Annotated in this window: 17 protein-coding genes; 15 read left to right on the top strand and 2 right to left on the bottom strand. The window is 37.4% G+C overall.

Translation table 11 applies throughout. The annotated features are described in order from the left end of the window. From EO114_RS07875 to EO114_RS06420, 3 genes are all read left to right on the top strand, one after another. Positions 1–1,387 (top strand): hypothetical protein (locus tag EO114_RS07875; RefSeq protein WP_206168669.1); only part of this gene is annotated, 1,387 nt, incomplete at its 5' end. After that, positions 1,311–1,835 carry a hypothetical protein gene (locus tag EO114_RS06425; RefSeq protein WP_127062180.1) on the top strand — a complete coding sequence of 175 codons (525 nt, stop codon included), beginning with the start codon at positions 1,311–1,313 and terminating at the stop codon, positions 1,833–1,835. The genes EO114_RS07875 and EO114_RS06425, both read left to right, overlap by 77 nt. Continuing rightward, positions 1,820–2,146, top strand: a complete 327-nt coding sequence (locus tag EO114_RS06420; RefSeq protein WP_127062178.1) for a hypothetical protein — start codon at positions 1,820–1,822, stop codon at positions 2,144–2,146. The genes EO114_RS06425 and EO114_RS06420 overlap by 16 nt, the downstream gene beginning before the upstream one ends. A 252-nt stretch (positions 2,147–2,398) precedes the next feature. On the opposite strand, the gene EO114_RS06415 is transcribed toward EO114_RS06420, so the two are convergent. Continuing rightward, entirely contained in the window at positions 2,399–2,719 is a 321-nt protein-coding gene (locus tag EO114_RS06415) for a YnfA family protein (RefSeq protein WP_206168670.1), read from the bottom strand. A gap of 223 nt (positions 2,720–2,942) precedes the next feature. Next, entirely contained in the window at positions 2,943–3,530 is a 588-nt protein-coding gene (gene rpsD, locus EO114_RS06410; protein WP_126940593.1) for a 30S ribosomal protein S4, read from the bottom strand. Positions 3,531–3,705: 175 nt separating this feature from the next. Between rpsD and zwf the strand changes: the two genes are divergently transcribed. From zwf to ttdB, 12 genes are all read left to right on the top strand, one after another. Then, entirely contained in the window at positions 3,706–5,229 is a 1,524-nt protein-coding gene (zwf, locus tag EO114_RS06405) for a glucose-6-phosphate dehydrogenase (RefSeq protein ID WP_062401030.1), read from the top strand. Next, positions 5,214–5,963, top strand: a complete 750-nt coding sequence (gene pgl / locus EO114_RS06400) for a 6-phosphogluconolactonase (protein ID WP_009352975.1) — start codon at positions 5,214–5,216, stop codon at positions 5,961–5,963. The genes zwf and pgl overlap by 16 nt, the downstream gene beginning before the upstream one ends. 26 nt (positions 5,964–5,989) lie before the next feature. Then, positions 5,990–6,214, top strand: coding sequence for a twin-arginine translocase TatA/TatE family subunit (locus EO114_RS06395; protein ID WP_127062175.1), 225 nt, complete (start codon positions 5,990–5,992; stop codon positions 6,212–6,214). Between the two features lie 84 nt (positions 6,215–6,298). Continuing rightward, positions 6,299–6,604 carry a heavy-metal-associated domain-containing protein gene (locus EO114_RS06390; protein WP_127062173.1) on the top strand — a complete coding sequence of 102 codons (306 nt, stop codon included), beginning with the start codon at positions 6,299–6,301 and terminating at the stop codon, positions 6,602–6,604. A 93-nt stretch (positions 6,605–6,697) separates the two neighbouring features. Further along, complete coding sequence (locus EO114_RS06385; RefSeq protein ID WP_009352998.1) at positions 6,698–7,138, top strand: cupin domain-containing protein; 441 nt, start codon at positions 6,698–6,700, stop codon at positions 7,136–7,138. 342 nt (positions 7,139–7,480) lie between these two features. Then, on the top strand, positions 7,481–8,419 hold the full coding sequence (locus EO114_RS06380) for a bile acid:sodium symporter family protein (RefSeq protein WP_127062171.1): 939 nt from the start codon (positions 7,481–7,483) through the stop codon (positions 8,417–8,419). A 208-nt stretch (positions 8,420–8,627) separates the two neighbouring features. Continuing rightward, positions 8,628–10,439 carry a translational GTPase TypA gene (gene typA, locus EO114_RS06375; RefSeq protein WP_009352910.1) on the top strand — a complete coding sequence of 604 codons (1,812 nt, stop codon included), beginning with the start codon at positions 8,628–8,630 and terminating at the stop codon, positions 10,437–10,439. 589 nt (positions 10,440–11,028) lie between these two features. Next, entirely contained in the window at positions 11,029–11,892 is an 864-nt protein-coding gene (locus EO114_RS06370) for a M48 family metallopeptidase (protein WP_127062169.1), read from the top strand. A gap of 43 nt (positions 11,893–11,935) precedes the next feature. Next, positions 11,936–12,982: an AraC family transcriptional regulator gene (locus tag EO114_RS06365; protein ID WP_164723787.1), complete on the top strand. Its 1,047-nt coding sequence runs from the start codon at positions 11,936–11,938 to the stop codon at positions 12,980–12,982. 282 nt (positions 12,983–13,264) lie between these two features. Next, the gene (locus EO114_RS06360; protein WP_127010237.1) at positions 13,265–14,533 is read left to right on the top strand and encodes an SLC13 family permease; all 1,269 of its coding nucleotides are present in this window, start codon (positions 13,265–13,267) and stop codon (positions 14,531–14,533) included. A 14-nt stretch (positions 14,534–14,547) separates the two neighbouring features. Continuing rightward, a complete protein-coding gene (gene ttdA, locus EO114_RS06355; RefSeq protein WP_009352839.1) occupies positions 14,548–15,447 on the top strand; it encodes a L(+)-tartrate dehydratase subunit alpha in 900 nt (299 codons plus the stop codon). Further along, complete coding sequence (ttdB, locus tag EO114_RS06350) at positions 15,447–16,058, top strand: L(+)-tartrate dehydratase subunit beta (protein WP_127062165.1); 612 nt, start codon at positions 15,447–15,449, stop codon at positions 16,056–16,058. The genes ttdA and ttdB overlap by 1 nt, the downstream gene beginning before the upstream one ends. Positions 16,059–16,192: the final 134 nt, after the last annotated feature.

Genomic DNA, 16,192 nt, shown 5'->3' with positions numbered 1-16,192 from the left:
AATTAGTAAAGCAGATAAAAACGTTATTATTATTTCTGGTATAGAATTAGATGTTAAGTTTGGTAATAAGATAAAACATATTATTTTAGTTTGCAATCCTAACTGCTCAGATGTGTTTAAAGAGGTTTTTTCTCAGGATGATAGTAGAAACTATGAAGAGTATAAATTAGAATATACTGAACTAATAAGTTGTGTAAAACGATTTAAAGTTGATGACATATTAATTATTCCTCATTTTTTAGATAAAGATAAAGAAAGGTCTATAAATATTGAAGAGAAAAATCGATTAAAAGCAGATTTATCTGGATATACAATTATTTTAGAACCTAAACTTAAAACGATGGGGATCATTAATGCTCATAATGAAATATCTCTAATAGGAAGTGATGTAAAAGAATGGAGTAATTACTCACAGGTGGCGAAAATGTTACCAGAGATAAAGTTCAATGTTGATAGCTTTAGTAAGTTTTACGAATTAGCAACAGAACCGAAGGTATTTATTAATTCTTTTATAAAGGAATGTGAGAAAATAGAATTGATTTTGCCAAATTCTAATGGATTACATATATATAAAGATGTTAATGTAATTTTTGGTGGAAAGGGAGCTGGTAAAACTATACTATTAAAAGACTATGTATATCCCAAATTAATGGAATGTGGTGAAAAAGTATTTTTTCATGAGGGGAAAGATTACGAGAAAGTTTATCTAGATATTTTGGAGCGAAGTAAATGTGGTGTAGATGTTGATATTGATTTGAAAGAAGATATAATTAAAGGATTAAATGATCTACTAAATTATAAAAAGAAGAGTCCCAGCGATTTTATTAATAAGTATATTAATTATCATAGAAGTCAGGACATATCAAAAAATGCTAAAAAAATAAAGAAGTCGGATTGCATATATGATAAAAATAATACTGATTCTATTGATGAAATCGTAGAGACATACATAAAGCATAAAGACGCTATTTCTAAGGTTGATAAGATTAATTTAAAATATAGGGATTATAATGATGAATCTAGAGAAACTTTGACATATGAATTAGAGAGTCTAAGAAAAGATGTTTATGAAAAATCATTACTAAGAGCAAAGGATATTTTTGGTGTTTCAAAAACGAGTATAATTTTGGATAATTTAAAGGAAATTGTAGATAAAAAGACGGGAAAGAAGTCTAAGCCTACCAATATAGGTTTTTATAAAATGGTTTTTGAAAGTAGATCTCTTTATGAGAAGGTAAACACTGTAAAACAGGGGTTCAAAAAACTTAAAATTTCTAAAAAAATTAAAATAGGAGTATTGCCTGATAAAGGTGAAGTTTTCTCAAGCGTTATTTTCACCGGAGGAGTCAAAACTAAAAGGTATAGATTATTTTGGAGAATTGGTTAAGAAAAGTTGTAAGGTAATCAGGAGCAATGACGAAACTTATGAACCTTCAGAAGGAGAAAAGTCTATTTTATCGATAAGCGGTTTACTTGAAGATTTATCTTATGATTGTTATATATTTGATGAAGTAGAGCGAGGACTTGGGAATAAATATATATCTGAATATATAATTCCTAAAATAAAACTTTTGAGAGATATGGGAAAAACTGTGATTTTATCTACGCATAATGCTAATATTGCTATAAATACACTGCCAACACAAACAATATTTTGTAACTATCTAGGTGATTCAAGTAAAGATATATATTATGCGGGAAATATGTATTCAAATGAGCTTATTTCTATTAAAAATAGCCAAAATTTAATTTCTTGGGAGAATGAGGCGATTAAACATTTAGAAGGCAGTGCATATATGTTTAAAGTGAGGAGAAATATTTGGAAACAAAATTAATGAATTTACAAATAGAAAGAAGTCAGGATGGTGAAAAAGTAAAATTTTTTATACCTGATTTAGATAATATTGTTATTAATATAACAGATGATAATGCAGAAGATATTGAAAACTTATTTAGTGTAATATTTACTATGATAATAGAAAGTGAGCAACTTATACAGTTTCAGGTGATAGATGAAAAAAATGATTTATTTTTTGAAGTAGCAAAAGATATGATTTTGCAGTTAAATTCTGAAATTAGGAAATCTGAGCCAGATTTTGAAAGAATAATAGAACTAAATAATGAGTTTGGTGCTGAAAATAATTAACTATAAAATAATTTCTATTATGAAAAAGGGGAGGGATAAAAAATATCTAAATATTTATGGTTTTTCTGGATATAGATATGGATGGAAATTAATAAGGAAAAATACAAAAAACTCTAGCTGAAGTAGTATATTAAGAACATAGCTTTGACTAGAGTTTTTTGTATTCGGTTGTATTGAGAACACTTTGTTGAATGGAACTACGATAATTGTTGGCTTCGGTTATGTACATATAGTTGGTTAGGATAGATTGCATCATCGAGGATAATACATAATAATGAGCACCCCAATAATGGATACAATACCGCCGATGATATCATATCGATCGGGTGTAATGCCGTCTACATAATAGCCCCATAAAATAGAGAGGGCAATGAAGATGCCACCATAGGCGGCGTATACCTTACCGAAAGGGGCTTCTTGCAAGGTAGGGATAATTCCATAAATGATGAGTGTGATAGCACCTGCCAGCATATACCATGGACTTTTATCGTCTTTCAGATGAAGCCATACCAAATAACCGCCACCGATTTCGGCAATACCGGCTAGAATGAAATAAAATATTGATAAGAGAATTTGCGACATAGTTGATACCTTCGTGTTAATTGCTTTTCATAGGATGAAATACATACGGTACGTTGTGCAAGAATTTTATAATTTCAATATACCGTGTACTAAGACCGTATGTAATATATAGTAAATGATATATACTTTCATTATATAAACTGCTTGCAATAATTTCAACTGTTAAGAGCATAAAAAAGCAACCAATCCGAAGATTGGTTGCTGTAGTATCCTATTATTTGGAGTACAATTCGACGATTAGTGTCTCGTTTACTTCGATAGGAAGTTCTTCACGTTCAGGAAGGCGAGTTAATGTGCCTTGGAAAGCGTCAAGATTTTTTTCGATGTAAGGAAGTTCGAAAGAACGAAGTTCTTGGAAGTTCACTTTGAACATTTCGTTGTCACGGCTAGCTTCACGAAGTTCGATTACATCGCCAACTTTACATTGGTAGGATGGAATGTCAACGCGTTTGCCGTTAACAAGAATATGGCCATGGTTTACCATTTGACGTGCTTGACGGATGGAGTTACCGAAGCCAATGCGATATACAAGGTTGTCCAAACGGCATTCCAACAATTTCAACATGTTTTGGCCTGTAACACCATGCATTTTTTTCGCTTTATCGTAATAGCGTACGAACTGGCGTTCTAGCAAGTTGTAGTATGCTTTAACTTTTTGTTTTTCTAATAATTGAAGACCATATTCAGATATTTTCTTTTGACGTTGGTCTTTTTTTACACGTTTTAAAGCCTTCGCGTGACCGAAAACGTTCACACCGAAGCGACGGCATAACTTAAATCGTGCTTCTCTTCTCGTTGCCATGTGATTATCACCTCATAGATTAATAAAACTTTGCACAAATCGTGCTTAATTATTATACCCTATGAAAATGAAAAAGTCAAAGGGCTATAACCATTGTCAAGGGCCGTGTATGTGCTATAATAAAGGGTACAGTATTAGTATTTCCATTGGGAAATGATGTAAGAGGAGATTCACAATGAATGTGTCCTATAATGTTAAAGAAGAATTATGTATAGAACATACACCAGGTGCAGGTGCCATCGTTATTTTTGGGGCCTCTGGAGACCTGACAAAGCGTAAATTATTACCAGCTATTTATTCCTTGTTTCAACGTGGTTTGCTTTCACCGAAGGTAGCCGTAGTGGGCGTAGCACGGACAGCCATGAGCCACGACGAGTTTCGTGAACAAGTGAAAGCATCCATATTAGGCGATCGTGAACCAAGTGCAGAAGAATTAGCATTTATTGAACGCTTTTCCTATGTGTCTGGTCAATATACAGAACCTTCTACGTATGTAGCGTTGCGAGAAGAGTTAGAGCGTGTGGCAACGGCGCATTGCACAGGTGGTAATGCACTATTTTATCTAGCCATGCCACCAGAGTTATTTGAACCTATCGTCCGTGAATTACATGGGGCGAAGCTATTAGAAGAAGTAGGTTCTTGGTCTCGAGTAATCATTGAGAAACCTTTTGGGCATGATTTAGAAAGTGCTATCGCATTAGATGAATCATTAAAACAATATATAACAGAAGAGCAAACCTATCGTATTGATCATTATTTAGGGAAAGAAACGGTACAAAATATCTTGATGCTTCGTTTCGCCAATGCTATATTTGAACCGCTTTGGAATCGTAAATATATTGAACGTGTAGAAATTACGGTGGCTGAAGAGTTAGGTGTAGAAAAACGTGCTGGCTATTATGATGGGGCAGGCGCTTTGCGTGATATGGTGCAAAACCATATGATCCAGGTATTATCTTTGATTGCTATGGAACCACCTGCCAGTTTTAATGCCGACGATTACCGTGATGAAATCGCTAAATTGATTTCGTCTATTCGTGGTTTACATCGTCAAAAATTAGGCGATATTGCAGTGCGTGGTCAATATACAGATTCTGGTAATACAGAACGTCCAGCCCCAGAGTATCGGAAGGAAGAAAATGTGCCACCCACGTCTACGACAGAAACTTATGTGGCTTTGAAACTGTTCATTGATAATTGGAGATGGCGTGATGTGCCGTTCTATTTACGTACAGGGAAACGATTGCCGAAGAAATCGAGTGAAATTGCTATTACTTTCAAACCAATTCCGCACTCCATTTTTAAACCGTTCCATGCGAAAGACTTTAACCAAAACGTATTGGTTCTTCGCATGCAACCAAATGAAGGAATGGGATTGTCCTTAGAGGTAAAATCTCCAGGATCGAAATTAAGTGTCAATACGTTAGAAATGGACTTTTCTTATAGCAATTCTAAGGAATTAGCAGATATTCCAGATGCTTATGAAAGATTGATTTTAGATGGTTTATTAGGAGACCAAACATTATTCGTTCGCAACGATGCGGTAGAAAAATCTTGGCGTTTATTTAAGCCATTGATTGAGGCATGGGAACGAAATGATGAAGAAACACCGTTATGCTTCTATCCAGCTTTCAGTGAGGGACCAAAAGAGGCAGAAGAGTTATTAGAAGGAGGATCTTGGTCGTGGCGAGAGATATAATTCATGCATTTCCTACAGGAGATGACGTGGCGAAAGCAGTGGCCGATCGTTTTTTAACTTATACAAATGAATGCATTGCAGAAACAGGCGCTTGCGTGGTGGCTGTATCTGGAGGGACTACACCAAATGCATTGTTTTCATTGCTCGATTCTGATGAGTATACAAATCGTATCGATTGGGAGCATATTTTCTTCCTTTGGGTAGATGAACGATTTGTGCCACAGTCGAATCCAGATAACAATTTTGGCCGTGCAAAAGATCGCTTATTTGGAAATATTATGGGAGCTGCTCACTATTATCCAGTACCAACGAATAATGGTACTGTGGAGGAAGCGGCAGATAAATATGAACAAGAAGTAAAAATGGTCTTGAAGCGCACAGAAAAGGAATCCATAGATTTAGTCTTACTAGGCTTAGGTGATGATGGACATACAGCGTCCCTATTCCCTAAATCGGAAGCTTTGTATGAACGTGATCGTATGGTAGTGGCTGTGAAAGATGGCAAAGTATGGGAACGTGTGACATTGACATTCCCAATGCTGGTGAATGCGAAATCTGTGTGGTTCACGGTGGTAGGCGCTTCTAAAGAGGCGGCCTTAGCTCGTGTGCTTCGCCAACGTAAAGAATATGAAGAATATTCTTGGGAGGATCGAGTAGACCATTGTTTACCAGGTGCGGTATTAACTCATGAACCAGTAGAATGGTATGTAGATGATTCTGCGCATAAAAATTAATTGATTTGAAATGCGAGGTATTAGGTATGTTTAATTTTGGTACACAAGAGTTATTTCTTATTTTAATTATTGCCCTTGTTATCTTTGGACCTAAAAAGTTACCTGAAATTGGTAAGGCCATTGGTAAAAGTATTAATGAATTTAAAGATGCTGTTAGTGGCGATAAAAAAGTAGTTAAAGAAGAACCTGCAAAAGCGGAAACCATTGATGTAGAAGCTGGTGCTACTAATAGTCATAAACAAAATAATTAGGATGTGCTATAATGAATTTAGTCATATTTCTGCTCCTTATTTAGGGGCTAAAAATAGTCATAAATAAAATAATTAGGAGGAACTATGTGTAAAGATTGCGGTTGTGGTAGCACAGGTAATGTGACTACAAAATTATTTCACGTGCCAGGCATGATGTGCGCGAACTGTGAAAATACTGTGAATGGGGCCGTTCGTGGGTTGCCAGGCGTATTAGAATCTACTGTGGATTTGAAAACAAAAGAAGTAAGAATTCGCTTTGACCATACTAAAACGGATGAAGCAACCATTCGTGCAGCCATAGATGAAACAGGTTTTGAAGTGGAATCTGTGAAAGACTATGTTCATGAACATGGTGGCATTTTGGGCGCTATTAAGAAAATATTCAAATAAGGCGTACTATCTGGTGATATGCCAGGTATATATTAGAATACAAGGAGGGGCTATCTGGATTGATTTCAAGATGGCCCTTTTATAGGAGTTAGTATGATACGCAAGTTTAATCAAAAAGAATACACCTGGGATGGAGTCGACACGTTGGTGTACAAGCAAGATAATAGCCCTTTTAAAGATGTGACCCGTCAAGTTTTGTTTGATGGAGCTTGGGATATTCCATGCCAATTCCGTTATTTTGAGGTACAACCAGGTGGGTATAGCACTATGGAGCGCCATGAGCATACGCATATGGTCATGATCTTCCGTGGGAAAGGCCAATGTTTACTAGGCGACACCGTGGAAGACGTCCAAGAAGGAGATATGATTGAAATCCCTAAATTGATGGCACACCAATTCCGTGCGAACCAAGACGATCATTTAGGCTTCCTCTGCTTGGTTAATGTGGACCGAGATAAGGTGCAAGTTATCACAGAGGAAGAACAAGCTGTGATGATGGAAAATCCTGTAATCGAGGAGTTTTTAAATAGCTAGTTAATCAGTTTACATACAACTGTCTCACAAGGAAGAAATATAAGTGATGAGGAATCTAGGCATCTAATATTGATGTTAGGAGTTATCGTTACTTATGTTTCTTTTTTATTTTAAAGTGAAATTGCATTATACAATTAAATAGCTAACATCTTCTGATATACAATAACAGAGTCTAGTTATGATCATGAGAGTGAGACAAAACTATACGATACACATCACAGCTAATAGTTGTAACACATAAAAGGACAAATATATTATATATTTAAGATAAATCCCTTTTATTAGAGCAAAAGATTTGTTATAATTGTAAAGTTCTCATTTTTTATAGAAAGTAGGTTACATATGAGTTTTATTCGTAGTATCAATCGACTGTTCAATGATTATCTAGCATGGATTGTGTTAGCTATGGCAGTTATCGCATTTTTAGTGCCAAAAATATTCATGGGGGCAGCGAAACAAACAGTTCCTTTGTTACAATTAGTTATGTTTAGCATGGGCTTAACATTAACAGGGAAAGTATTCTTAGATGTATTTAAACAACCGTGGCAAGTAATCTTGGTATCCTTGATTCAATTCTTGTGGATGCCACTAGCAGGTTGGTTAGTGGGGAACTTGTTTGGATTCCCACCAGAAATCGCCTTAGGCTTTATCTTATTGGGGGCAGCACCAGGCGGTACTGCTTCTAATGTAATGACATTCTTGGCAAATGGTAATGTGCCGTTATCCGTATCTGCCACAACAGTATCCACATTATTGGCACCAGTGTTAACACCAATCTTCATCGTGTTATATGCTGGACAAACCGTAGATATTGCATTTTGGCCGATGTTCATGTCCATCGTGAAAATCATTGCGGTCCCAATTGCGTTGGGAATTATTGTAAACTATTTTATCGGTTCTCGTATTGAACCTGTGAAAGAAGTATTGCCAACAGTAGGTGCTGTAGCCGTCTTAATTATCTTAGCTGGTGTGACTGCCGTTAGCCGTGATAATATCTTAGCGCATGGTGTGATGATTTTCTTGGCTTGCTTAGTGCAAAACGTGAGCGGTTATGTGGTGACATATTTCATTTGTCGTCTATTTGGTTCCAACGTACCAGATCGCCGTGCCATGCAAATCGAAGTGGCAATGCAAAACTCTGCCTTGGCAGCTAGCTTGGCGTTGAAACATTTTACACCACAAGCAGCCGTAGCAGGCGCCGTGTTCTCCATTATCCATAACTTTACAGGATCTATCTTTGCGGGCATTTGCCGAAGAAACGATTCTAAAAGTACACATTAATCTATAAGTTAATGTACTTTGGGTATTAGGATATTAGAAAATTAAATATCTAGTAGAAACGTCATGTACTTTCATAGCCTTCTATAGGATGAAAGTATGTGACGTTTTTTCCTTGTAAAATCCTAAAATAAAGTATATAATAGACTGTCGTAGTACGATTTGTACAAATATTAGGAATACCCTACTTAAGTAGATAAAGGAGTATAGAATGATTCGTGAAAATCTTCGCAATGTGGCGATTATCGCCCACGTTGACCATGGTAAAACAACGTTGGTAGACGCATTGCTTAAACAAAGCCATATTTTCCGTGATAATGAAAAAGTTGCTGAACGTGTAATGGACTCTAATGACCTAGAACGTGAAAGAGGGATTACGATCCTTTCCAAAAACACAGCAGTTATGCATAACGATGTAAAAATCAACATCGTGGACACACCGGGCCATGCTGACTTCGGTGGTGAAGTAGAACGTGTATTGAACATGGTTGACGGCGTATTGTTATTGGTGGACTCTTTTGAAGGCCCAATGCCACAAACTAAATATGTATTGCGCAAAGCTTTGGAACAAGGTTTGAAACCAATCGTGGTTATCAATAAAATTGACCGTCCTGACCAACGTGTTCATGAAGTTGAAGACGAAGTATTAGAATTGTTCATGGAACTTGAAGCAGACGATGATCAATTGGACTTCCCAGTGGTATACGCCTCTGCTCGTGATGGCATTGCGAAAGCATCCATGGAAGATGATTCCACAGATATGACGGCATTATTCGATGTATTGATTAAAGAAATTCCTGCTCCACAAGGCGACATCGATGGTCCATTGCAATTCATGGTAACTACCCTTGACTATGATGATTTCGTAGGTAAAATTGCAGTAGGTCGTATCGTTCGTGGTCGCATGAAAACCAATCAACAAGTGGTGTTGATGAATGGCGAAAGCACTCGTAAAGGCAAAATCGGCCGTGTGTACACATACAATGGCTTAAATCGTGTAGAAACAGATGAAGCAGGCATGGGCGACATCATCGCTTTCGTAGGTATCGATGACATCAATATCGGTGAGACTGTAGCGGATGCAGAAAATCCAGAAGCACTACCAACAATCTCTATCGATGAGCCAACATTATCCATGATGTTCTCCGTTAATAACTCTCCATTCGCAGGCCGTGAAGGTGACTATGTAACAAGTCGTCATTTACGTGACCGTTTGTTCAAAGAAGTAGAAACTAACGTATCCATGCGTGTAGAAGAAACAGATTCTCCGGACTCTTTCAAAGTATCTGGCCGTGGCGAATTGCATTTGGCAGTATTGATCGAAACTATGCGCCGTGAAGGTTACGAATTGCAAGTGGGTAAACCTCGTGTAATTTTCAAAGATATCAATGGTCAAAAATGTGAACCATTGGAGCATTTAACTATCGATGTGCCACAAGAATTTATGGGCGCCGTTATGGAAAACTTAGGTGTTCGTAAAGCTGAGTTAATCAACATGGTTGAATTAGCTGGTTACTTACGTATGGAATTCGTAGTCCCTGCTCGTGGCTTGATTGGTTTCCGTGCGCAGTTCTTAACAGCTACAAAAGGTAATGGTATCATGAACCATGTATTCCATGGCTATGCACCATACAAAGGAGATATCCCAGGCCGTACGCGCGGTGCCTTGGTAGCTTTCGAAGACGGCGAAACAACACCATATGGCTTGAACTCTGTACAAGACCGTGGTACTTTATTCTTAGGTGCTAACGTACCAGTATATACGGGTCAAGTTATTGGCGAAAATGCTCGTGAAAATGACATGGACGTAAACCCTAACAAAAAGAAACATGTTACTAACATGCGTTCTAGCTCCTCTGATGAGGCAGTTCGTTTAACACCTCCACGTATCTTCAGTTTGGAACAAGCTCTAGAGTGGATCAACGATGACGAATTGGTAGAAGTAACACCAGAAAACATCCGTATGCGTAAAGCTATTTTGGATCGTTCTGCTCGTGCGAAAGCAGCAAAAGCAGCAAAATAATTGCATACGCTATATGGAATAATTCCATTGAAAGACTTAGCTTCTATCTCTCAAAATAGAGAAACTGCGCATGGAAAGTATAAGGATGAATATAAATGTCATGTATCTGAGAGGCAGCAGATAGAAGAAAAATGAAACAAGGCTGGAATTTGTAGGGTAATTGTGATATAATAACAGTAGCTAAAACAACAAGGATTATCTAGCATTGATAACACCAAAAAAAGCACAGGGTTGCCGCCCTGTGCTTTTTCTTTGTCGTCTAAAAGTAACGACTTTGGCTAGTCACTATTTATTGTTACTATCTAGCCATTTGCAAATGTAGTAGCTAATTACATTCGCCATGATAGTAACAAACAACAAGATTAAAAAATTAAGCAATGATAACACCTCCTTCCCGTCACGGATTGGGTGATAGTGACATGTTTATTATAGCAGATTTTTCTTTCATAAAATATATAAAAATCACAGAAGGCAAATTCTGTGCTTTTTAGTTATGCAATGATATTTTGTTGTATTTTATAGGGTTGAAAGCCTATAATAGATATATAAGTAATACATTAGTAATGATATGGGAGATACAGGAGACAGGATGAAAGAACTTCGCACACTGCCAGATGGCAGCATTACTTATGAACTGCATAGAAAACGCGTGAAGAACATGAATCTTCGTGTCACCACCAGTGGCGTAGTACGAGTGTCTGCCTCCCCTCGTGTCCCCCTAGGAATGATTGAAGCCTTCATCTGTCGTCATCGAACTTTCATAGAAAAGGCGCTGCAAAATCGGAAAAATAGAGGCGGTCACCCTATGGTACAAGATGTAGATACAGAAATCATGGTGATGGGTAAGATGTATCGAGTAGTACTAGAAAAGCCTCACGCAGTATCTGCCTACTTGGAAATATCTTCGCAGGATAGTCAATTAAGCGATACTCCGTCAGATTCTCCATTGAAAGGTAGTTCATCAAAAAGGAAGGGTGCACAAGGAAGCCGATCACAAAGAAAACTGTCGAGAGGGAACGCCTCTACCTATGCAGTAACGGTGGTAGACGACATATTGTTGGTACGCTACCCAAGTAATCATGAGACCTTGGATGCTAGCAAAGTAGAACGAATGTGGCTTAGCTTTTGGAAAACCATAGGTCAGGACTTCATGGAAACACTAGCACAACAAGTGTATAGTGAGTTTCAACAAGCGGGGTATACAGTGCCGACACCGACCTTGCGATTGCGATATATGACGAGCCGTTGGGGATCCTGTATGCCTGTAAAAGAAATTATCACTATGAATACTCGATTGCTATTAGGGCCTACCGAGTTTGCTCACTATGTGATGGTCCATGAATTTGCGCACTTTATAGAGCCGAACCATTCGTCACGCTTTTATAAGGTTATGAGCTATGTGTTGCCAAATTGGGAGCAAGTGAAAGCGGAGATGAAGGTATATTATACATAAGCAAGGTTAGGTAATGTACAATTATAGAGATGAAGAGGTTCCTATGAAATATTTTAGATACGCTATTGATAGAGGGTTATTACAAGTTAAAAGTCACATATATCGTATTTCCACCTATCATTATAATTGGCATAATCATATTGAGTTATTATGGGTATTAAAAGGAGCTTTAGAAGTGTGTGTAGAGGGGCAGACCTATACATTACAACGAGATGATATGATTTTGTATTCATCACAATGTGGGCATGCTACATTGGCATTAGAAGAGGATACGATTGCTCTCGTCTTTCATGTAGAACCACAATGGTTTTTGCAGTATGATCAGGATTTTATGAAGTATCGATTTGTGTCAGTCTCCACACAAGATATAAATATTGCTGAAAGGTATAAAGAGCTTCGCCAATCGTTAGCGTATATTATGAATCATCATACTGCAGAAATAAGCATTAGTGCGCTAGAAACCATGAAGGTAGATGGTGTTATATATACAGTGTTGTCAGATGTGTATGAGATTATACTGGCTAGTCGATACGAGAATCAATTATCCACTAAGATATTGCATCAAGAAGAAAATTTTGAACGGATGGTTCATTTTATCGATGAATATTTTCGCGACCGTCTTGAGTTAGCAACGATTGCTGATGTAGGCGGATATACTGAAAGCTACACCTCTCAACTATTTAAACGGCAGCTGGGGATTACTTTTTTAGAATATGTGTCACGTATGCGATTGCGTGAGGCAGCGATACGATTAGTAAATACGGATGATATGGTTATTCATATTGCAAGTTATTGTGGGTTCCCTGACGTAAAAGCTTTTAATAGTGCGTTTAAAAAACATTTTAAACTAACTCCTTCTGCCTATCGTGAACGGGCAAAGAGAATTGAGCGTCATACAGTGTTAGAAGATTGGAAAGAATATATTAGCTCTGATGATACAGAAATTAAGGGGATATTAACAATGTATGGAAGTTACCTGACTAGAGAAAATGTGAAGTATGAGGAAAATGAATATACAAAACAAAGCCTTGTTAGTAAGGTTCAGAGGGTTAAAGAAGAATTACAGCAGCTATTGCAGACCCTAGAATGAGGTAGGTATACTTTGCTTGCATATATGCAATAATATGTATGTAGGTATATTTTTATATAATAAAAATAATGTGAATATATTAAATGATGAAAAACACTGTGTTATTACATGTAATAACATGGTGTTTTTTTATATATTCTAAGCTTAAAACTATAAAAATATAAGAAAAATCTACAGTTTTATAGTTTTGTATGATGATGAATATTGGATAGAGAGGAGTTGTGTAAATAGCTATAATGAGGGCATATATTAATACGGTGCTAGAGATTCAGGAGGAATGGAATGGATGCAGTTAGTATTACGTTATGTTATTTAGTGTTTGCCATAGTCATGTTTGTATGGGAGAAGATACCTTTATCGATTACGGCGATGTTAGTATCAGTTGGTCTAGTCTTATCTGGAGTTTTATCTCCTAAAGAGGCCTTTGCAGGCTTTGTAGATGGTAATGTTCTTTTATTTATGGCTATGTTTATCGTGGGTGCAGCATTCTTTGAAACTGGTGTGGCACAAGTGGTAGGTAGTGTAGTTACAAAAATGGCTAGCACAGAAAAAATGCTCATTGTCGCAGTTATGCTAATTACAGGATTATTATCGGGCTTCTTGTCTAATACGGGAACTGCAGCGGTATTGATTCCTGTTGCAATCGGGATAGCACAAAAATCAGGATTTAATCAATCAAAATTTTTAATCCCCTTAGTATTGGCATCGGCTATGGGTGGTAATCTTAGTTTAATTGGGGCCCCAGGAAATATGATCGCACAAGCAGGATTAGAAAAAATTGGCTTATCCTTTGGATTCTTTGATTATGCTTTAATTGGTGGACCAATTTTGTTAGTAGGTATTATTTACTTTTTGTTATTGGGATATAAATTATTGCCAGATACACCAAGTCGTGCTGTAGACTCTACCTATGATACAGTGGAAGATTATAGCCATGTACCAAAATGGAAACAATGGATGGCGACATTGGTATTGGTAGGTACTATCTTAGCAATGATTTTTGAAACTCAAATTGGTGTTAAACTGTATGTATCTGCATGGATTGGGGCACTTATTTTAGTGGCTACGAATGTGGTGACTGAAACAGAGGCGGTAAAATCCATTGATATGAAAACAATATTTTTGTTCGTTGGTTCCTTATCTATTGCTACAGCTCTTGTGAAAACAGGTGCGGGTTCTGTAGTAGCAAATACGATTATGGGGTTATTAGGCAGCAATCCAAGTCCATATATTGTGATGGCAGTGATTTTTATCTTATCCGCTGTATTAACAAACTTTATGTCTAATACGGCAGCCACAGCACTGTTGGTGCCTATCGGTTTGCAATTAGCACAGTCTATGGGAGCAGATCCCAAAGCGGTGTTGATGGCTACTGTTATCGGTGCATCTTGTGCATATGCAACCCCAATTGGTATGCCTGCCAATACCATGGTGTACAACATTGGAGGATATAGTTTTATGGACTACGTAAAAGTAGGGGTTCCTCTCATTGTGATAGTGACAATCGTGTCATTAATTATTTTGCCAATATTCTTTCCCTTTTACCCATAATTTAGGAGGTTTCTATGAATAAAGAAGAACAAGTGTTACGAATGACAAAAATCGTTAGTGATTTTGTAGGCCATGTTGCTAAAGTATTACCTGACGATGTACAAGAAAAAATTACAGAATTAGCGAATGATGAACGAAATCCGCTAGCGAAAACAATTTATGCAACTATGAAAGAAAACATGAAGTTAGCAAAAGAGTTAAGTCGCCCATCCTGCCAAGATACAGGAGTATTGCAATATTGGGTAAAAGTAGGTGCTAATTATCCATTGCTTGGTGAATTAGAAAGTATCTTGAGAAATGCAACGTATCAAGCAACACAGGAAACTCCGCTTCGACATAATTGTGTAGAAACGTTTGATGAATATAATACTGGAAAAAACATTGGTACTTTAGCACCTTATATTTTATGGGATATCGTGCCAGATCGAGATGATGTTGAAATTTTCCCTTATATGGCAGGTGGTGGTTGTTCCTTGCCAGGTAGCGGTAAGACATTGATGCCTGGAGAAGGCTATGAAGGAGTAGCAAAGTTTGTCTTAGATTTGATGACATCCTACGGATTAAATGCGTGCCCACCATTGTTAATTGGTGTCGGTGTGGCTACGTCTATTGATACAGCGGCGTTACTTTCAAAAAAAGCGTTAATGAGACCCGTGAGTTCCGTAGCACCTAATGAACGAGCAGCAAAAATGGAACAATTGCTAGAAGATGGGATTAATTCCTTGCATATTGGCCCACAAGGTATGGGTGGAGATAAGTGCTTGCTAGGCGTCAATATTGAGCATGGGGCTCGTCATCCATCGGTTATTTCTGTTGCAGTTAATGTGGGATGTTGGAATCACCGCAGAGGCCATATGGTATTTGATAAAGATGGACAATGTACAATTCTATCGCATAGTGGGGTGACATATTAATGGAAAAGAAAGTATTAACAACGCCGATTCAGCGGAAAGATTTAGAAGGTATTAAAGCAGGGGACATCATTTATTTAACGGGTCATATTACGACCTGTCGTGACGTGGCACATCGTCGGTTGATTGAATTAGGCCGTGAATTGCCTGTGGATGTACGGGATGGCGCCATCTTGCATGCGGGTCCTATCGTCAGAGATCTGGGAGAGGACATATTTGAAATGGTCTCTGTAGGACCTACCACAAGTATGCGTATGGAAAAGTTTGAGTACGATTTTGTGAAAGAGACCGGTGTACGCCTTATTGTTGGTAAAGGTGGTATGGGACCGAACACAGAACGTGCTTGTAAAGAGTTTGGAGCCTTGCATCTAGTATTCCCTGCGGGCAATGCTGTACTAGCGGCTACAGAAGTGGAAGAAATTGAAAGTGCTAACTGGCGAGAGCTAGGTATGCCAGAAACGCTTTGGACATGTCGTGTGAAAGAGTTTGGTCCTTTAATTGTATCCATTGATACAGAAGGCAATAACTGGTTTGAACAGAAAAAAGTAGAGTATAATGCGAAAAAAGAAGAAGTATTAGAATCTATCTACCAAGAAGTAAAGTTTATTAAATAATGCAACGCCTATGTAATTTGCTGTGCGAATTACATAGGCATTTTTAAGTTTGAAAGCATGCAGTAATTGATGGGTGTCAAACGCTTTCACGGTACACTGAAATATGCAAATTATGATATAATAAAAGGAATGAA

This window comes from Veillonella sp. 3627, from assembly GCF_003992195.1.
Taxonomy (GTDB): Bacteria; Bacillota; Negativicutes; order Veillonellales; family Veillonellaceae; genus F0422.
Note: the sequence above shows the minus strand (reverse complement) of the source record. Positions and strands in the feature narration are given on the sequence as shown.